The organism is Pseudomonas baltica, assembly GCF_014235765.1.
In the GTDB taxonomy this organism is placed as follows: Bacteria; Pseudomonadota; Gammaproteobacteria; order Pseudomonadales; family Pseudomonadaceae; genus Aquipseudomonas; species Aquipseudomonas baltica.
Window position 1 is genome coordinate 512,400 of sequence record NZ_JACMYH010000001.1, and the last position, 19,236, is coordinate 531,635.

Annotated in this window: 17 protein-coding genes; 7 read left to right on the forward strand and 10 right to left on the reverse strand. The window is 59.7% G+C overall.

Features of this window, described 5'->3' with window-relative positions:
- Window positions 1-4 precede the first annotated feature (4 nt).
- Window positions 5-901 carry an AraC family transcriptional regulator gene (locus H7993_RS02385; RefSeq protein WP_122477991.1) on the reverse strand — a complete coding sequence of 299 codons (897 nt, stop codon included), beginning with the start codon at window positions 899-901 and terminating at the stop codon, window positions 5-7.
- 287 nt (window positions 902-1,188) lie between these two features.
- Here H7993_RS02385 and H7993_RS02390 point away from each other — a divergent pair, with 287 nt between their 5' ends.
- Together H7993_RS02390 and H7993_RS02395 are read left to right on the forward strand one after the other, a co-directional pair.
- Complete coding sequence (locus H7993_RS02390) at window positions 1,189-2,499, forward strand: ABC transporter substrate-binding protein (RefSeq protein ID WP_122477992.1); 1,311 nt, start codon at window positions 1,189-1,191, stop codon at window positions 2,497-2,499.
- A 34-nt stretch (window positions 2,500-2,533) separates the two neighbouring features.
- Window positions 2,534-3,307 (forward strand): L-iditol 2-dehydrogenase, encoded by a 774-nt coding sequence (locus H7993_RS02395; RefSeq protein WP_185793309.1) that lies wholly within the window; start codon window positions 2,534-2,536, stop codon window positions 3,305-3,307.
- 31 nt (window positions 3,308-3,338) lie between these two features.
- On the opposite strand, the gene H7993_RS02400 is transcribed toward H7993_RS02395, so the two are convergent.
- The 3 genes from H7993_RS02400 to H7993_RS02410 form a co-directional block, all read right to left on the reverse strand.
- Window positions 3,339-5,465: a TonB-dependent siderophore receptor gene (locus H7993_RS02400; RefSeq protein WP_185793310.1), complete on the reverse strand. Its 2,127-nt coding sequence runs from the start codon at window positions 5,463-5,465 to the stop codon at window positions 3,339-3,341.
- Between the two features lie 96 nt (window positions 5,466-5,561).
- Window positions 5,562-5,972, reverse strand: a complete 411-nt coding sequence (locus tag H7993_RS02405) for a DUF7693 family protein (protein ID WP_244646821.1) — start codon at window positions 5,970-5,972, stop codon at window positions 5,562-5,564.
- A gap of 324 nt (window positions 5,973-6,296) precedes the next feature.
- On the reverse strand, window positions 6,297-7,259 hold the full coding sequence (locus tag H7993_RS02410; protein WP_185793311.1) for a DNA replication terminus site-binding protein: 963 nt from the start codon (window positions 7,257-7,259) through the stop codon (window positions 6,297-6,299).
- 112 nt (window positions 7,260-7,371) lie between these two features.
- On the opposite strand from H7993_RS02410, the gene H7993_RS02415 reads away from it, so the two are divergent.
- Window positions 7,372-7,518: a DUF2256 domain-containing protein gene (locus H7993_RS02415; RefSeq protein ID WP_185793312.1), complete on the forward strand. Its 147-nt coding sequence runs from the start codon at window positions 7,372-7,374 to the stop codon at window positions 7,516-7,518.
- A 20-nt stretch (window positions 7,519-7,538) separates the two neighbouring features.
- Here the strand turns inward: H7993_RS02415 and H7993_RS02420 are convergent, their stop codons facing one another.
- Window positions 7,539-8,558 carry a substrate-binding domain-containing protein gene (locus H7993_RS02420; RefSeq protein ID WP_122478000.1) on the reverse strand — a complete coding sequence of 340 codons (1,020 nt, stop codon included), beginning with the start codon at window positions 8,556-8,558 and terminating at the stop codon, window positions 7,539-7,541.
- Window positions 8,559-8,763: 205 nt separating this feature from the next.
- Here H7993_RS02420 and H7993_RS02425 point away from each other — a divergent pair, with 205 nt between their 5' ends.
- The 4 genes from H7993_RS02425 (at window position 8,764) to H7993_RS02440 (ending at window position 13,141) form a co-directional block, all read left to right on the forward strand.
- Window positions 8,764-9,939 (forward strand): Gfo/Idh/MocA family protein, encoded by a 1,176-nt coding sequence (locus tag H7993_RS02425; RefSeq protein ID WP_244646823.1) that lies wholly within the window; start codon window positions 8,764-8,766, stop codon window positions 9,937-9,939.
- On the forward strand, window positions 9,936-11,012 hold the full coding sequence (locus H7993_RS02430; RefSeq protein WP_185793313.1) for a sugar phosphate isomerase/epimerase family protein: 1,077 nt from the start codon (window positions 9,936-9,938) through the stop codon (window positions 11,010-11,012). Before H7993_RS02425 ends, H7993_RS02430 begins: the two co-directional genes overlap by 4 nt.
- A gap of 52 nt (window positions 11,013-11,064) precedes the next feature.
- The gene (locus H7993_RS02435) at window positions 11,065-12,291 is read left to right on the forward strand and encodes a nucleoside permease (protein WP_185793314.1); all 1,227 of its coding nucleotides are present in this window, start codon (window positions 11,065-11,067) and stop codon (window positions 12,289-12,291) included.
- A gap of 217 nt (window positions 12,292-12,508) precedes the next feature.
- Window positions 12,509-13,141, forward strand: coding sequence for a dTMP kinase (locus H7993_RS02440; RefSeq protein WP_185793315.1), 633 nt, complete (start codon window positions 12,509-12,511; stop codon window positions 13,139-13,141).
- A gap of 5 nt (window positions 13,142-13,146) precedes the next feature.
- Here H7993_RS02440 and H7993_RS02445 read toward each other — a convergent pair whose 3' ends face one another.
- From H7993_RS02445 to H7993_RS02465, 5 genes are all read right to left on the reverse strand, one after another.
- A complete protein-coding gene (locus tag H7993_RS02445) occupies window positions 13,147-14,130 on the reverse strand; it encodes a M14 family metallopeptidase (protein ID WP_185793316.1) in 984 nt (327 codons plus the stop codon).
- Between the two features lie 83 nt (window positions 14,131-14,213).
- Window positions 14,214-15,524 carry an MFS transporter gene (locus tag H7993_RS02450; RefSeq protein WP_185793317.1) on the reverse strand — a complete coding sequence of 437 codons (1,311 nt, stop codon included), beginning with the start codon at window positions 15,522-15,524 and terminating at the stop codon, window positions 14,214-14,216.
- Window positions 15,525-15,820: 296 nt separating this feature from the next.
- Window positions 15,821-16,720, reverse strand: a complete 900-nt coding sequence (locus tag H7993_RS02455; protein ID WP_185793318.1) for a LysR family transcriptional regulator — start codon at window positions 16,718-16,720, stop codon at window positions 15,821-15,823.
- Window positions 16,721-16,801: 81 nt separating this feature from the next.
- A complete protein-coding gene (locus tag H7993_RS02460) occupies window positions 16,802-17,962 on the reverse strand; it encodes an acyltransferase family protein (protein WP_185793319.1) in 1,161 nt (386 codons plus the stop codon).
- A gap of 355 nt (window positions 17,963-18,317) precedes the next feature.
- Window positions 18,318-19,232, reverse strand: a complete 915-nt coding sequence (locus tag H7993_RS02465) for a LysR family transcriptional regulator (RefSeq protein ID WP_122478024.1) — start codon at window positions 19,230-19,232, stop codon at window positions 18,318-18,320.
- Window positions 19,233-19,236 lie beyond the last annotated feature (4 nt).

Below are 19,236 nucleotides of genomic sequence, written 5' to 3' on the forward strand. Positions count from 1 at the left end.
TGGGTCAGACGGCTGTAAGACGTCGATACTCGCTGGGCGTCTGCTGCATCTCGTGGCGAAAGTGCCGGTTGAAGTTGGACAAGTTCTCGTAGCCGACTTCGAAGCAGATATCGGCCACCGATCGCTGGGTCTGGGCGAGCAGCCTGCAGGCTCGCTGGACCCGCAGCTTGCGCATAAGGTCGATGAAACCATGGCCGGTCATGCGTTTGAAAAAACGCGAGAAACCCGCCTCGCTCATGCCCAGCTGCGCGGCGATCACCGACATGCGTACCTCGGCAGTCAGTTGCCGGGTGAGGTAGTCGAACGCCTGATTGATACGCTGTGTGCTGTATTCGTCGAGGGACGGGGAATAACAGGCGCTGGCCAGAACGCGGAATTCACTGGCCGGCGCGTTTGCCAAGGTATCGATGAGCTGCAGGAACAGCGTCAGGCGCCTGAGGCCATTCGCTTGCCCTATACGTTCCAGCAGGACCGCTGCCTCGACCGCTGTCGCCGCGTGAAACTCGATTCCGCGCTGAGCTCGGTCGAACAGGCCTTTGAGCTCCGCCAGTTCGGGCCACACACTACGACACTCCAGCAGCGTGGTGCCGTCGAACTGCAGTACGACGTCGCGAGCGACCAACCGTTCACCCGTTGCCAGATCGCCCATCCAGTCGTGGGGCAAACCGGGGCCGATCAGTGCGACGTGACCGGGTCCGAAGGGGCCGATGTAATCACCTGCCACTAGCTTGCCGCTGCCTTGCCGGATCAAATGAATTTCGAACTCGGGATGATGGTTCCAGCGTGCCAGGGAATAGGGGTAGTCATGCTCGTACCAGCGAAAGGTCTGGTCTGGTCGTGCCAGGATCACTTCCAGATCTGGCTGACGGTACTCGAACACAGTGGCGCGGTCATCAGGCATCGAGTGCCCCTTTTATCGTTGTTTTTTTCATGATTCTGCAGGTCGACGGGTTCAACCATACTCTGAAATCCCGCTCCATCGGTAGCCCGTCAATGACAGCGTTCCGATACTTTTTTGCCTCGAAACCCAACGGTGCAAAAGATCAAAAAAGTACCGATCGCCCATTCGCCGTTCGTTTGAGTACAGATCGGGCAGCTGCTTTACTCGACCTGTCGCTGATCCAACGGCTCGGCGCACCAGAACAATAACAACGGCTCCGGTCGAACCGGCTGGACGCGGAGAACTTCATGAAGATTACCAATGCGTTGATCCTGTCCGCGAGTGTTTCATTCGCCGTCGCCGGACAGGCCGCTGAGACGTTGACCATTGCCACCGTCAACAACGGTGACATGATCCGCATGCAGCGGCTGTCCAAGTTCTTCGAACAACAGCACCCCGACATCACGCTTAACTGGGTCGTGCTCGAGGAGAACGTGTTGCGGCAACGCTTGACGACCGATATCGCGACGCAGGGTGGCCAGTTCGACGTGCTCACGATCGGTACTTACGAGACGCCACTGTGGGGCGCAAAAAACTGGTTGGAACCGATGAAGGATCTGCCAGCCGACTACGACGTAGACGACATCTTTCCCGCCGTCCGCCAAGGCCTCTCGGTGAACGGCACGCTGTACGCGTTGCCGTTCTACGGCGAAAGTACGGTCACCTACTACCGGACCGACCTGTTCAAGGCCGCCGGGCTGACCATGCCGCCAGCGCCAACCTGGTCACAGCTAGGCGGTTTCGCGGCCAGGTTGACCGATGCATCCAAGGGCCAATACGGTATGTGCCTGCGCGGCAAGGCTGGCTGGGGCGAGAATATGGCCTTGCTCAGTACCATGGCCAATGCCTTCGGTGCGCGTTGGTTCAACGAGCAATGGCAGCCTCAATTCGACAGTCCCGAGTGGAAGGCGGCTGCTACGTTCTATGTCGAAACGCTGAAGAAGTACGGGCCGCCCGGCGCTTCGAGCAATGGTTTCAACGAGACGTTGGCGTTGTTCAACAGCGGCAAGTGCGCGATCTGGGTCGACGCCAGCGTGGCCGGTTCCTTCACCACCGACAAAGCGCAGAGCAGGGTAGTGGACAGTGTTGGTTTCGCTGCGGCGCCCACTGAGGTGACCGACAAGGGCTCATCGTGGTTGTACGCTTGGTCGCTGGCGATTCCCGCCACCTCTCGGCACAAGGACGCGGCGAAGGCGTTCGTCACCTGGGCGACGTCCAAACAGTACATCCAGCTGGTCACCGACAAGGACGGTATCACCAACGTTCCGCCGGGCACTCGCATGTCGACCTACAGCGACGCCTACCTGGCAGCGGCGCCGTTTGCTCAGGTCACCTTGCAGATGATGCAGCATGCCGATCCTTCGCAGCCTTCCGCCCAGCCCGTTCCATACGTGGGCATTCAGTATGTGGTAATTCCCGAGTTCCAGTCGATCGGTACATCGGTCGGCAAGCTGTTCTCCGCCGCGCTCACCGGACAGATGTCCGTGGATCAGGCCTTGGCGTCCGCTCAGTCAACGACCGAGCGCGACATGAAGAGAGCCGGTTATCCCAAGCCGTGAAGCCCTTGTTTCCACGAACTCGAAGGTTGACTCGATGAACCGACTAAACGATAAAAGTGCACTGATCACTGGCTCTGCGCGAGGCATTGGTCGCTCGTTCGCGCAAGCGTACATTCGTGAAGGTGCCATTGTCGCGATCGCCGACATTGATCTGGACCGAGCCCAGGCAACGGCTATCGAACTCGGCCCCCAGGCTTACGCGGTGGAAATGGACGTCACCCAACAAGCTTCCATCGACCGAGCGATCGCCAGTGTGGTGACACACGCGGGCAAGCTGGACATTCTCGTCAACAACGCGGCGCTATTCGACCTGGCGCCCATCACCGAAATCACCCGGGCGAGCTACGACAGGCTGTTTGCGATCAACGTCGGGGGAACGCTGTTTACCCTGCAGGCGGCCGCGAGGCAGATGATCGGCCAGGGGCACGGGGGCAAGATCATCAACATGGCCAGTCAGGCAGGACGGCGAGGTGAGGCTCTTGTGGGTGTGTACTGTGCGACCAAGGCGGCTGTGATCAGCCTGACCCAGTCCGCCGGGCTCAATCTCATCAAGGAGCGGATCAACGTCAATGCCATCGCCCCGGGGGTGGTCGAGGGTGAACACTGGGATGGCGTCGACGCGTTGTTCGCCAAGTACGAAAATCGCCCACTGGGCGAGAAAAAGCGTCTGGTCAGCCAGGAAGTCCCCTTCGGTCGCATGGGCACGGCCGAGGACCTGGTGGGCATGGCGCTCTTTCTGGCAAGCGACGAAAGCGACTACGTCGTGGCCCAGACCTATAATGTCGATGGCGGCAATTGGATGAGCTGAAAATCTCGCCCTGGGCAGTCATCGCTCTTGGTCAGAACGTATACGCCACGCCCGCCTGAACCGTACGCGGTGCGCCAGGATACGCGTACGTGTTGAACGCGCCTTCGTCGTAGCCCTTGTTGAACACATTCTGCAGTTCCAGGTTCAGGCGTACGTGAGGGTTCACCTGATAGAAACTCAGCAGATCGACCACGCTGTAGCGCTCCATGGTGTAGGTCTGGGCTGCGGTCTGTCCGGCGCGGTCGTCGATGTATTTCAAGCCCACGCCCAGGCCAAGTCCTTTGGCTGCGCCGTCCTGGAACTCGTAGGTGTTGAGCAGGCTGAAGCTGTTGCGCGGAATGTTGGCAAGGCGGGTGCCGTTGGGCAGGTTGTTGTCGTCGGTCACCCGCGCATCGACGTAGGCGTAGCCACCGATCATCCGCCATTGCGGCGTGAGGTTGCCGGCGATGGTGATGTCCAGGCCACGGCTGGTGACTTCGCCGGCCGCGACGCTGTAGGTCGGGTCGACCGGATCACGGGTGAGCACGTTTTCCTTGACGATGTGGTAGACGGCGCCGTCGATGCTCAGCTGCTGATCGAGGGCTTCCCACTTCATGCCCAGCTCGTAAGATTTACCTTCTTCCGGGTCAAACCCGCTGCCATCGCGGCTCGCGCCGCTGTTGGGTTTGAACGACCGCGCGGTGTTGGCGTACAGCGCCAGTGTATCGGTGAGGTCGTAGATCAAACCCAGCCGTGGTGTTGCCGAGGTCTGCGCGGCCTTCCAGTCCACAGAGCCTGGCAAGCGGTTGTCGTAGTCCTGTTCGAAGCGTTCCAGACGCACGCCTGCGAGCACTTTGAAGCGCTCGGTCAAGGCGACCTGGTCTTGAATGAACGCGGCTAAGGTTTTCAGGTTTTCCGTGTCGTGGGTGGTGGTGCGGGTGAGGGCTGGGCGTGGCTGACCGAGCACCGGGTTGTAGAGGTCGATGGGGTAGGTGCCGGTCGCCGCGGACGAGCGCTGGATGATCGAGCGGTAGTCATAATCTTCATACTCCACGCCGGCCAGCAAGGTGTGGGAAAACCCCGCGGTATCGAAATGGCCGGTAAGGTTCAGCTGATAGTCGCGGTCGGTCCATTCCAGTTTGCGGTAGTTGAAGTTGCGCTGCAGGGTACGTCCATCCAGCGGGGCTGCGTTGGCCTCGACCGCATTGCCCTTGAGGCTGCCGTCAAGCCACTGCATCCCGCCGGCCAGGGTCCAGTCGTCATCGAGGCGGTGCTCGAACCTGACTTGGGCCATGTCGTTGTCGTTGTGCAGCAGGTTGTCACGGCCTTGCTCCCAAACATTGGTGTCGCGCGAAGCGCTGCCCCGCTGGGTGGCGTAGCGAGTCAGGCCGCGATCGAGTGGATGGTTGTTGCGCATGAAATCGCCTTCGAAGACGATTTTGGTAGCGTCGCTGGCTTGCCAGCTGAGCACGGGCGCGATGTCGTAGCGTTCGGTTTCCACATGGTCACGAAAGCTCTCGCCGCCTTCGCCCAACACGTTCAGCCGATAGGCCAGGCGCCCATCCTCGCTGAGCGGCCCGCCGGCATCCAGCGTGGCGCGGTGCATGCCCTGATCGTTCAGCTGGCTGCCAATCGTCACCTTGCGCTCGGCCAGCGGTTGCTTGCTGACGACGTTGAAAGTGCCGCCCGGATCACCGCGGCCATACAGGCTCGTCGCCGGGCCGCGGATCACTTCCAGGCGTTCCACGGTATTGGCGTCCGGCGCATTGGGGTAGCCGCGATTGATTGGAAAACCGTTGCGGTAGAACTCGCCCGTGGTGAAGCCGCGTACGGTGAAAGTGGTCAGGCCCTGACCACCGAAGTTGTTGGCGCGGCCGACACCCCCTGCGTAATCCAGCGCGTCCTGCAAGCGAGTGGAGGCGGTGTCTTCCAATACGTCACGGGGCACTACGCTGATCGACTGAGGCGTCTCGTGCAGGGCCGTGTCTGTGCGCGTCGCACTCATGGAGCGGGTGGCTTTGTAACCCGTGACCGGACCATCCGCGCGTTCATAGTCACTGTCGGCCTCGATGTTCACCGCTTCGAGCTGGAGGTTTCCGCTGGCTTCGACGGGTTCGGAAGCCCAGGCAGACACCGGGGCAGCTTGCAGCAGGCACAGCGAAAGTAACGTGCGACGCATGGGTTCATCGTTCCAGGCAGGGGAGGCTAGCGAAATGGCAGCGGATTCTATCCGCAAACGATTCGCATTGACAGTTGCCGCCATCGAAAGCTTGCTTTAAACAGTCGCCAGTATTTCCGCCAGCCTGGTGTGCTCCCAGGTACTTAGAAGCTCGATAGGGTCGGTGCCGTAGTGGTGGGATGAATCGAAGAGGTAGGTGCGGCCGTCCGGGCTTTCACAACGCTCGCAATGAAAGCGCCCGTTTTCATGGTTGTGAAAGGTGATGATCCAGCCGTCGGCGCCGACGGTCATCGCTGTGCCGTAGGCATCGGCCCAATCCGTTTCGTCGAGACGGTGCAAGGTGCGAATACCTAGAGCGACGTCACGAAGCAGTTGGCAAGTTTCTCGTGCAGAGAGGGCGGCGGCGGACACTTGAAGAGCCTGGTCAAAGTGAAGAGCAGCTTTATAGGCGATGCAGAAGGGGCGGCAACCTCGTTGAATTAACCGTAAAACCATAGATAACATCATGACGCGCCGTCGCACATGGTTTCCTCCGTGAATCTTCCTCAAAGGTGATCAGTAAGGAGCACCAGGCTGCTTTGCTGCGTTCACCAGGATGCCTTTAGCCATAAACAATAACATCATGACGAGGCTCCGCTACGAGTTGCTTTCATTTCCGTATTATCAACTTAGTAATCACCAAGCGGGGCAGGGTGCCAGGCGCAGGTTTTAATTCAATGTGGCTACGTCGAGAGGGAAGGGGCTAAGTCAAAATCTTTACCCTATCATGATGTTATTAATAGACAGCACGGCGTCAGCCTTCCTTGCTAGCTGGCTTCAAGCATCAACTCCCTAGCCCTCTTCAGCTGACTTTTTTTGCAGAGGTCCATAAACCCGATGCCTATCCTTATAACGATAGAGATTCATTGCCTCCACATAAGGCTCTTCCTCCAGCAACGCCAGACGGGTGTTCTTGCGGATCACAACTTTAGGTTCGTAACTCGAGAGCGGCTTTATCTTGGGCGGTGCGATACCCGTTTCATACACGAAGGGCACTGGCGCGATGATGGGTTTGACCTTCGAGTCGCCGTTCCTGACCCGTGCCCGGATATGAGGCTGAACCAAGCGGCGAATGGCAACCTGTTCTTGCGGGTCCAGCTTGCCCAGCATGTCAATGCCGTAGACGAGAGCATTCTCGGCAGCGGCTTCCGAGGAGTGGTGCACCGTTGCCTGTTTGTCATGATATTGATCGAGTAGCTCGTGCCACTCTTGCAGCAGATCACCGGCCATCTTGCGGGCGCCGGACGAACCGGTGTCATCCCAATAAAAGTTGATGTTCGACGGCGCAGTGAGCACGTTGGTCAGACGCAGGGCTTGCTTGGGCACGATGCCATTTCCGCTGCCTTTGAAGCGGTTCCACACGTTGCGGCGGTCGTTGGTTTTGTCGATGGCACCGATCAACTTGCCCAGTTCGACACGCGTCGCATTGGTCTGCAGGATCTTGTCGATGGCAGTGCGGGGCAGGGCGATGGCACCAGGCACACGCAATGTTTCCCGCGGGTGCTGACCCACTTTGACCCATATACTGGTCAACGCCTCGAACGCCGCCTGTACCGCCTCGTCACCTTCCAGTACACGCACTTCTATGGGTTCGTTGCGCACCGCATCCTCGGGCCTGAAATCCAGACCAAACATGGCATCGACACGTACGTGGTCTGCTGCAGTTCGCAATACTTCGCCCAAATCGGTCAGTTCGGCTTGAAGCCTGTTGACCATGGCGATAGCTGCGCTGGTCTGGCTAAGATGAAGATCCATGCGTATGTCCGGATAATGGGCAGGTGCGGTATTCTAGCTGAGCACTGTATCTTTATACAGCTCTGTCGGTTGGCTACCCAAATAGTCCGTGAACGTTGCCATGGAGAGGGTCTTGAGGAAAAGTGAGTTACCGGTAAAGCACTGCGTCACCTGTGGTCTTGCGTTCACTTGGCGCAAGAAATGGGCGCGCTGTTGGGACGAGGTCCGCTACTGTTCGGAACGTTGCAGGCGGCAGAAGAAGCCGGTTTCCGGTGGTTGATATTTCAAAGCCCGTGTCTGTCACCCGCTAGCGATATCACCGTTGGGCACGCCAGCGGTGCTCTGCCGAACGACCAGGCTGTGGGGCAGCGTCACGTGCCGCACTTCAAGGGGGCGTTTCTCGATCAAACTGATCAGCATGTCCACCGCGTGCTGGCCGAAGCACTCGGCTGGCTGGGCGATGGTCGTCAGCGGTGGGTCGCAATAGGCAGCCAGTTCGATGTCGTCGAAGCCGGCCAGGGAAACGTCCTGGGGAACTCGCAGGCCCATTTCCTTGATGCGCTTCAATGCGCCAATGGCCATCTCATCGCTTTCACAGAACAATGCAGTAGGGCGCTCGGGCATGCCGAGCAACTGCAGTGCTCCGTTATAGCCTGCTTTCAGGCTGAAATCCCCTGGGCAAATCAACTTGGCATCGGGTGTGATGCCTGCTGCACGCAAGGCTGCCTCGTAGCCCGCACGCCGATCACGGGTCAACGGGCTGGTGGCAGGCCCGTTGATCAAACCCACACGTCGGTGGCCCAGGGCAAGCAGGTGTTCTGTGACCGCTCGCGCAGCGCCATGGTTATCCAGACTGACGGTGGGATGACGGCCCCCCTCGAGTATTTCGCAGGCGTTGACGATAGGGGGCAGGTCGGCTGCGTCGGTAGTCGACGCGAATGGATCGTAGGCGCGCAGCTGCAGGACGCCGTCGGCTTGATGGGCGTGCACCAGGTCGGCATATTCGCGCTCGGTCGCTTCGCAGCCCAACGTGTCGCACAGCAATACACGATAGCCCGCCGACTGGGCAGCTTTCTGCGCGCCGCTGATGACACGAGCAAAAAAACTGTTGGCAATATGCGGCACGAGGATGACCAGGTTGAACGTGCGTCGCGAACGGAACTGCACGGCCATCAGGTTTGGCCGGTACCCGGCCTGTTCCACCGCAGCATTGACCCGCTCGCGCGTTGCCAGCAGTACCCGTTCGGGTGATTTCAGCGCACGCGATACGGTTGCCACCGAAACGCCGGCCAGCCGCGCCACTTCACGAATATTCGACACGCCTACCTCGTCCCCGGTAATCCCGACGCAAAGCTTACCTCAGTTTGCCACTGCCTCCGGTACCGCGATGATCCGCCCGATGGTGTTTGACAGGGGACGCGTTGACGCCTAGATTCCATGAACGAATGTAACCGGTTACATCGCCAGATCATTGATTGCTGATCTGACCAGCGCTGAGCTGACAAGGATCTAGAGGCTGGATGTCATGCAAAAAACCAGAATGGGTTTCGTCGGTGGCGGGGAAGGGTCGTTCATTGCCTTGGCACATCGGCAGGCGGCGGCGCTGGATGGGCGATTCGATCTGGTGTGCGGCGCTTTCAGCCGCGATTCGCTGAACAATCAGCGTACTGGAAACGCGTTGGGGCTCGCGCCACAGCGTGTCTATGGCGACTGGCGGGAGATGATCGAGGCCGAAGCGCGGCTCCCCGAAGACCAGCGCATGCAGTTGCTGGTCAACGTCACGCCCAATCATCTTCATGCACCCGTCGCACAGCGCGCGATCCAGGCAGGCTTCCATGTGTTCAGCGAAAAGCCCGCCGCTTTGAACCTGGCCGAGCTGCAGGCGCTGGACCAGACCTTGCTCGGCAGTGACCGGCTCTATGGCCTGGCCCACGTGTACCTGGGCTACCCCATGGTCTGGGAAGCCCGCGAGCTGGTACGCAATGGCCTCATCGGTGCCGTGCGCAAAGTCATCGTCGAATACCCGCAAGGCTGGCTCAGCCAGGACATCGCCAGCCAAGGCAACAAACAGGCCGACTGGCGCGACGATCCGCAGCGGTCGGGCATCGGCGGCTGCATTGGTGACATCGGTACGCATGCGTTTAGCCTGGCTGAATTCGTTGCCGATCAGCAGGTGTACTGCCTCAGCGCCATGCTCGGCTCCCATGTCGAAGGTCGCCAACTGGACGACGACGTCAGTGTGCTGATCAAGATGAGCGGCGGGGCCAGCGGAGTTCTGATCGCCAGCCAGGTCTGCGCCGGCGAAGAGAATCCGTTGAAGATCCGCGTCTATGGCGAGTTGGGCGGGCTGGAATGGCGGCAGGAAGAGCCATCCAGCCTGATCCACCGTTCGCTGGACCAGCCCATGCGCATCCTGCGTTCGGGTCTTGGCCAACCTTGGCTCAGTGACGCCGCCACGCGCCGGATGCGTTTGCCCGCAGGGCATCCCGAAGGTTACCTGGAGGCGATGGCCAATCTGTACGTGGATTTTGCCGACGCCATCCAGGCGGGCGGGGCCGGCAACCAGGTGCCAGGCGTACCCGGCATGGACATCGGCCTGCGTGGGATGGCCTTCATCGAAGCCGCACTCATCAACCACCGCGGCGACGCCAAGTGGACCGAACTGATCTGCCCATCTTCCTCACGGAGTATTGCACAATGAACCCTCCTGCCGAGACGGGGCTGCGTGGCCCAGGTATATTCCTGGCGCAGTTCATGTCGTCCGAAGCGCCCTTCGACAACCTGGCCAACATCGCTGGCTGGGCTGCGTCCCAAGGTTACAAGTCGATTCAACTGCCCACGCTCGGCACGCGCTACATCGACCTGGAGCGCGCAGCGCAAAGCCAGGCGTACTGCGACGAGCTGAATGCGGTGTGCGCCAAAGCCGGCGTACAGATCAGCGAGCTGTCCACGCACCTGCAAGGCCAACTGGTGGCTGTGCATCCAGCTTTCGACGCGGTGTTCGACGAATTTGCGCCGGTGCATTTGCGTAATGCTCCACAAGCCCGCACCGAGTGGGCCATCGACCAACTCAAGCTTGCTGCACAGGCAAGCCAACGGCTGGGCCTGACCGCCCACGCGACCTTTTCCGGCGCCTTGCTCTGGCCCTATGTCTATCCGTGGCCGCAGCGGCCCAATGGTCTGGTCGAGCAGGGTTTCGCCGAGCTGGCCAGGCGCTGGTTGCCGATTCTCGATTGTTTCGAAGAGGCCGGTGTCGACCTGTGCTACGAGATTCACCCCGGTGAGGATCTGCACGACGGTGCCTCGTTCGAGCGCTTCCTGCAGGCAGTCGACCACCATCCGCGCGCCGCCATCCTGTATGACCCCAGCCACCTGCTGCTGCAGCAGATGGACTACCTGGGTTTCATCGATCGTTACCACGCGCGCATCCGCATGTTCCACGTCAAGGACGCCGAATTCCGTCCCGATGCCCGCTCCGGCGTGTATGGCGGCTACCAGGACTGGGTCGATCGGCCGGGCCGCTTCCGCTCGCTGGGTGACGGCCAGGTGGACTTCAAATCGATCTTCAGCAAGTTGACTCAGTACGGCTTCAACGGTTGGGCCGTGCTCGAGTGGGAATGCTGCCTGAAGGATTCGGCGCAAGGCGCAGGTGAGGGTGCTGCCTTCATCGAGCGACACATGATCAAGCGCACGCAACGCGCTTTCGATGATTTCGCCGGCGTGTCCGCCGACGTGCAATCCAACCGAAGATTACTGGGTTTGCCCGAAGACTGAACCGCCCAAGCTTTCGACCGACACCTGCCATAACAATAAAACGGTGAGCGCAATGAAAACGATGAACGCCCGACTGAGCGTGATGATGTTCCTGCAGTTCTTCATCTGGGGTGGCTGGTTCGTCACCCTGGGAACATTCCTGGCGACGGGCCTGGGCGCCAGCGGCAGCCAGATCGGGCTGGCATTCTCGACGCAATCCTGGGGTGCGATCATTGCGCCCTTCGTCATCGGTCTGATCGCCGACCGCTGGTTCAACGCCGAACGTATCCTTGCCGTGCTGCACTTGCTGGGCGCGGTGCTGTTGTATCAACTCTATCGAGCAGCGGATTTCGCCGCGTTCTATCCCTATGTCCTGGCCTACATGGTGGCCTACATGCCGACCTTGGCCCTGGTGAACTCGGTTGCCTTCCGCCAGATGAAAGAGCCGGCTCGCGAGTTTTCCCGCATCCGGGTATGGGGCACCATCGGCTGGATCGTCGCCGGCGTGGTGATCAGTATGGTTTTCGCCTGGGATTCTGCTCAAGGTATCGCCGGTGGCGCACTGCGTAATACTTTCCTGATGTCGGCCGTCGCTTCGCTGCTTCTTGGGCTGTACAGCTTCACCCTGCCCAGCACGGCACCTTTGCAGGCCACCAGCGAGCGCAAGGGACTGAGTCAAGTGCTGGGCCTGGATGCTTTGGGGCTTCTGAAGGATCGCAGCTACCTGATCTTCTTCCTGGCCTCGATCCTGATCTGCATACCACTGGCTTTCTACTACCAGAACGCCAACCCGTTCCTGGCCGAGATCGGCATCGCCAATCCCACCGCGAAGATGGCCATCGGGCAAGTGTCCGAAGTGCTGTTCATGCTCCTGCTGCCGCTGTTCATTGCCCGCTTCGGCATCAAGATCGCGCTGCTGGTCGGCATGTTCGCCTGGGTGCTGCGCTACTTGCTGTTCGCCTATGGCAGCGGCGGGGAAGAAGTCGCCATGCTGCTGATCGGCATCGCGTTGCATGGTGTCTGCTACGACTTCTTTTTCGTCTGCGGGCAGATCTACACCGACGCCAAGACGCCTGAACGCTTCCGCAGCTCGGCACAGGGCCTGATCACCCTGGCCACCTATGGGTTGGGCATGTTGATTGGCTTCTGGGTAGCGGGGCAGGTGACCGATCACTATGCAACGGGCATGCAACATGACTGGAAAAGTATCTGGCTGTTTCCAGCCGGGTTCGCTGCGGTGGTGTTGGTAGGGTTTGCGTTGACCTTTAAAGCCAGACGCACGGAGCAGGCCGCAGGGTAATCGGCATACTGTTAGTCGGTCATCTGCGCCCACAGTCCTGCTTCATCTGCGGTACCACCAGCGGGGCGTTAGGCGACGGCCGTCCACGCCCACTCCACGCAGATGAACTCCAGCCACCTCTGGCCGTCTGCTAGCCATGGTGCGCTGCTGTATCATTACTGGCAGCGCTTTACCCATGCCACCGCATTTAAACCGTATCTCCATCGTTACGTGAACAATGAATCTTCCATTATTCGTTTCTCTCGACGGGCCCAAGGGCACCGGAAAAACCACGCTGTTGGAGGCCGTAACTAAACTATTGAGGGCCGACGACAAGAAAGTGATCCGTTTATGCGAGCGCAAGAGCGATCCGTTCAGGGCTGGAACCATGATTCTGGTCAACCAACTGGCGAGAAGTCCCGGTGAGGATCTGGAGTGGGAGATCTGTGAGCGTTTTGCCCAGAGCCGGGCCTGGATCTCCCAGCACGTGCTGACCCGGCAGCCACGCGACAGCATCATCCTGATCGATCGCTGGTACCCATCGGAGGCCGCTTTTCGCCGGATGATCCCATTCGCGGACATTCTGCAGCTGAACCTCGATCGAAACGTGCGAGTGCCCGACCTGCATGTTGGGGTTGTCACAGACCCGGATATTTCATGGGCGAGGGCAGCAGCACGAAGGCGCGGACTCAGCAGTACGGTGATCCATACCCTGCAAGAACATGCCGCTTGTACCCACGCGTTCGAACGGGCGATTGCAGATCACGGCTGGGTTTGCTGCCGTAATGACGGCAGCCTCGAACAGGCGACGATGCAGGTGGTTTCCGCGATCAACAGGGTCCTTGGGTCGGCGCGGGAAGGGAGCGTGTGATCCCACTACCGCTCGACCACACGCGCCAACCTCACCACCGTCACGCCATTGCCCAAATGCCGTAGCGACGGTTGCACCAGTACACAATCATCGTATGGCGTGACCACTGCTTGGTCGCCATCCCAAGCCAGTACACTCCCAGCCTCGCCAATCAACTCCAACCCACGAAAGTCCTCGACGAACGCGAACTCCATGCTTCGGGCCACCACCGGCTCGGTAACCTGCAAGAAGCGCTGGGCTTGCGGCGCACTCGTGCTGATGTAGTTAGCCATGTCTGCTGGCTCCACCACCCCCGTCGTCACAAGAAAGCGAGCCGTTACGTCCATGGCTACCTCACAGCTACGTTGGGAGAAGTGCTGCCCGGTCTCGATCAGCAAGGCATTTTTCTGGCTCAACGGGTCTGCGAAATCCTGGTAGTCGCGCAGGCGGCGGCCATTTGGGTGGCCGGCATCGGCGGCCACGGTTCGCGGAACACCCAGTGTGGCGGCGAAATCCATCCCTTTGGTCTGGGCGCCACACATCATGATCGGCGGCGCTTCCTCGTGCATGGAATGGATATCCAGCAGCAGGTCCACCGTATCGACGATGGGGCGTAGTTCCCGTGCCCGGCGCAGTTCAATGGAGTCCTCTGGTCCATCGAGTTTGCTCGGCAACCAAACCCGGTTCATGTCCTCATCGAGATAGCGAGTGGCGTCGATGTCATCCGGGTCGAAGGCGTGATAGGCGGCGACGTTGCCAAACGCCAGTGTCAGGCGACCGCGTACCGGGCGCACTTCATCCTTGAGCAACCTGTCCAAGGCAATCGCGCCGCTGACCTCGTTGCCGTGGGTCAACGCCATCACCATGACGTGAGGGCCGGCCAGGCCGCTGTCGAAAGAATGCACGTAATCGACGCCGCAGTTCCCTTCCTGCCATGGGCGAATGTCGGGAAATTCCACCTCGATGGGGTAGGGGGTCAGGGTAGCGCGTACTTGTTCCAAGGTCTTCATGCAGGTCTCCTGCGGACAAAAGGTGTTTTGGCAGTAAAGGGCAGCGTGGATGTCAGGGTATTGAGTTTTTGCAAGCACACGGCTCAGGTGGGGCGATGATTACGCATGCGTCTACCCAGAACGATCACCGCAATCACGCTGACTAGCGAGGTGGCCACCACATAGAAGCTGGGCGCGAGTTTGCTGCCGGTAGCGTCGATCATCCACGTCACGATCAGCGGAGCGAAACCACCGAACAGGGTCACGGAAAAGTTGTAGCTCAGCGCGAGTCCGGTGCCGCGGATGCTGGTGGGGAAAATGTCGGCGAGCATCGCCGGGATCGGCCCCAGGCAGGCGGCGATCAAGATCCCCACCACTGCTTGCACCATCAGCAGGGTCGTGACGCTGGGGTACAGATTCAGCCAGACGAACATCGGATAGGACGACAGTCCGGTGATCAACAGCGCCAGAGTGAGCACGCGGAAGCGACCAAAGCGGTCCGACAGGCTGCCGAACACCGGCGCCATGAACATCAACATCACACCAGTGACCAGCGCGCCCAGATAGGAGGAGGTGGCAGTAATCTGCAGTTGTTTCAGGGCGTAGGTGGGCATGTACAGCTTGTGTACGTAGTTGAACGCCGTCGCGCCAGCCACCACGCCAATGGACAGCAGGAGGCTGGTACGGCCCTTGACCAGTACGTCGCGCAGCGGGGTCTTGGCTTCGCCCTTGGCGGCGACTTTCTGAAAATCAGGGGTTTCGTCGATCTGGCTCCGAATGTAGAAGCCGACCGGGCCGATCAACAAGCCGACCCCGAATGCCACGCGCCAGCCCCAGTCGTTCAACTGCACATCGCTGAGCAGGTAGCTGAGCAGAGCACTGACGCCCGCCGCCAGCACGGTGGCAAGGCCTTGGGTCGCCAACTGCCAACTGGCGAAGAAGCCTCGGCGGCTGGGGTCGGCATGCTCGACCATGAAAGCGGTGGCGGCGCCGAACTCTCCGCCGGTGGAAAAGCCCTGGAGCATGCGCGCGACGATGATCAACAACGGCGCGGCGATACCGATCTGTTGGTAGGAGGGGGTAAAGGTGATCATGGCGGTGCCGATCAGCATGATCAGGATCGACATCGTCAGCGATGCTTTGCGCCCCGCGCGGTCGGCGTAGGACCCCAGCACGATGGCGCCCAGTGGACGCATCAGGAACGAGATGCCGAACGAGCCCACCGCGAGCAGCAGCGAGGTGGTCTCGTTGTCGGACGGGAAGAACAGTTTGCCAATCACCACGGCGAAGTAGCCGTAGATCAGCAGGTCATAGAATTCCAGGGCGTTGCCGAAGCTGGCGGCAATGATCTCTTTCCATGGCCCGCGCCGGGTAGTGGCCGGGGTCGCGTGCAGAGTGGTCGAGGCTGTACTCATGGGTGGTTTCCGGGTTCGTTTCACGATTATCGATCCGTCCACCGGGCACAGGCAGTTGGTGGACACGATGGCAGTCATTGTTATGGGTGAAAACGACCGGGCAGCGGTGGAAGGTCTGCGCCTTCGTGGCTACCTGGCCCGAGACCAAGGTGAATCAACGTTGCGTCGCGGACAATTGCTGATTGGGCACAAGCCCGAGCCTATCCGGCACGGGCTCGTAATCGCGGGTGTGACAGACTTGCCGCAGGGCCGGTGTTTTTTGTTAATGCGCCGTAACAGTGCGCGCAATGGGCGACTCAAACCGGATCCAGGCCTTCCCAGATGCGCATCACCTGTTCGCTTCGATTGGCGCGCAGTCGATGCAACGAAACATCGAACGGGATGTGCAGTTCGCTGCCCCCCGCGAGCACCAGCTCGCCAGCAGCCAATGCATCCTTGACCACCATGCCAGGCAGCCAGGCGAGTCCGGAACCGCGCTTGGCCATTTCTAGAATCGCCTCGTAGGAGTCGGCTTGGTAGATCATGCGCAATGCCAGGCGCTGCGGCAGCTTGGCCAGGTGCTGAGCCAGCACGCCACGCAGTGACAACGAGGGCGACAAGCCCAACCATGCGATGCTGGAGTCGTCGCTGTCCGGACCGATGGCGAATCGCGGCTGGCCGCTTTCATCGGGAGCGCTTACCGGTACAAGTTGTTCCTGCGCGAGCACCTTGGAATCAAAGCGTTCGGCGTCCACCAGAATTCGCGTCAGGGGGCTGGAGTAGATGAGTTGCAAGTCGACCTCGCCGGCGGTCAGCTTGAGGATGGCTTCTTGCGCGCCGCCGGTAACCAGTGATACGGGGAACGCGCCGAAGCGCTGGTGCAGCGACTGGTACCAGTCGGGAAAAAACACACGTGCCAGGGTGCGTCCGGTGGCGATGCGCAGTGGCTGGTCACGGTTGAGACCGATGGTCTGGAACTGCGCACGGGCTGCCAGCAGCAGCTCCATCGATTGGCTCGCCGCGTCCAGAAACAATAGGCCGGCGGGGGTGAGGGACAATGGCTGTTTGCGTTCGATCAGGGGGACGCCAACCCAATCTTCCAAAGCACGGATGCGTCGACCGAAAGCGGGATGGGTCACACAGCGTATCTCGGCGGCCCGCGACAGGCTGCGAGTGCGCGCCAGTTCGATGAAGTCTTCCAGCCATTCCAGTTGCATCGATGCTCCTCATGGCGTCAAGAGCGACCGCGGGCTGCAACACGCCACCCCAAAAGGGATGGCGTTAGGCTGCTTTAAAAGTTACTGCGCGGTGCCTTGCAGGGTAGGGCCCGGCGTTGCGCCTTTGCGGCGAGTCAGTCGCTTGCCCAATTGCACGCCCGGCATCTCGACATACTTGTACGTCAATGTCGAGACCAGCAGTACCGCCGCCAACTGCAAGACCACGATGCCGTTGTCGAGCCATATGCTGTGGGTCGAGATGTACTTGACCATGTTGGGCATGTCATGGCCCTGCAAGGTCTCTGTCAGGTCGGTGTGCAGCACTTTCGACAGCACGATCACGGCGCTCTTGAAAACAAACAGAATGGCGGCGTGGGTCAAATAGATGGAGAACGACAGGGCGCCCAGCCAGACGAAAAAGCGCTGGTGCAACAGTCGCGAAACCACGCCGCGCTCGAACGCAAATACCAGAATCAAGACACAGAACAGCAGGCTGGCATACACGCCCTTGTGATCGATGTTCGACACCAGCAGACGATAGCTGCCCAGCACCAGGGCAATCTCCAGCAGATTGAAGTCCACGGCGTCCAGGTCCAGGTCCTTGATGCGATCGTAGAGCACGTACAGGCAGGCACCGGCGAAGAAACACGAAGCGCCGCGGAAGATTTCCAGCTTCAGCCAGGATTCACCGTTCCACAAGGTGATGAACGCTGCCAGGGACACCATTGCGAAGACCTTGACCTTGCTGGTGCGCGCCAGCAATGCCATGACGCCAAATATCAAGTACAGGTAGTACTCGATGCTGATACTCCAGGAGGGGTAATTGAACGAGCCAGTCATGGCGCTGTTCAGCCAGGATTGCAGCAGGAGCAGGTTGGGAAGAAATTCGTCCATCGAAGTGGCGCCACTGAACGCCGGTTCGTTGAAACTGAAGCCTTTCCTCTCAGCCAGCGAGCGACCCATTTCCAGTACCAGGTAAACGCCCAACATGGTCAAGTGCAGGGGATACAGGCGAGCCGTACGACTGATGAAGAAATTTTTATAATCGGTCGCGTTGTTCAAACGCTGGCCATAGGTGTGAAACAACACAAAACCACTGAGGATAAAAAAGAACTCCACGAGCAGGAAGGCGTTCTTGAAAAACTCGAGTTCGGCAATGCTTTGCACCACGTAAGTGTGGAACAGCACGACGGCAACCGCGCAGAGGCCGCGGAAACTGTCGAGTACGACAAATCTTTTCATGAGTAGTCCAGGGCGTTGTAAGTATTGCTACCCGGTGTCATGCCGAAGAGGCATGGCCCGTAGCCATCACACGAGCTAAGCTAAAGCAAGTCATCGGTAGGCACAAGGGCAATTTGGTCGATTCTATAGGCCAGGTAAAAAGTATGAATCTGACCAACAGCGCCTTCTTGGGATTGAGCAGGCCGCCGTTCTTCTGGATGCTCCTGAATCAATGCTTTGCCCAACCTGTGTCAGTCATTTTGTGGAGAAGTAGATCCCTGTATAGCTTAAGAGTCGGTACAAGCAGTCAGTGACCTCCAAGAGCTTTCGTCGAGTATCAAGCACGACTTATCCTCTATGGATCAACGAGTAGCGGCTAGGGGAGTGGCCCCATCGGCTCAAGCTCACGTATGAGGTCAATGAGCAGGCGCAGACCAACAGGTATCTGTCTGAAACTTGAGTAGTAAATGTGAAAGCCTGGGTCATAGTGAGTCCAATCCACAAGGACCCGCTGCAGAGATCCTTCCGCAATCTGCCGCTCGACTACCTTCTGCGGGACGTACATCAAGCCTACGCCGCGCATAGCCATCGCCACACCGACGCGACCCTCATCAATAGTGATGGGCCCCGGCACATCTATCTCCATCTGCTGACCGCCTTTCGAGAACTGCCAGTGGTAGATGCGTGCATTGCCCAGGCGCACACGCAGACACCGATGATGGTGCAGGTCGTCCGGATGCATCGGAATTCCGAAACGCTGCAGGTAATCCGGCGCGCCAACGACGGCCCAAGCGACATCGGGAGAGAGTCGCTGGGCGATCATGTCTTCGGGCACCGTCCCGCCGTAACGTATCCCCGCATCATGGCCGTCACCAATGACATCTACCATTCGATTCGTGACGGTGAGGTCAACCTCTATATCCGGATAGCGATCAACGAAGACTGGGAGGACCGGGCCGAGGATGAGTTTCGCGCCGTCGCTCAAGACGTTTAGTCTGATGCGTCCGGCAGGCTCGTCGCGCAGCCGGTTCAGGGCCTCCAGCGCCTGACCGATATCATTTACCGGCGCGCTGATGAGGCCCTGCAGCTCTTCGCCAGCTGCCGTAAGCGTCACGCTTCGTGTTGTGCGGTTAAGCAGTCGAACGCCCAACCGTGTCTCTAGCCCTTTCATGGCATGGCTTAGCGCAGACGCGCTGATCCCCACGTCCAGCCCAGCTTTCCTGAAGCTCTGGTGCCGAGCGATGGCAAGGAAATAAATGATATCTGCCAGGTTCGTGCGGCTCAGCTGCATTGAT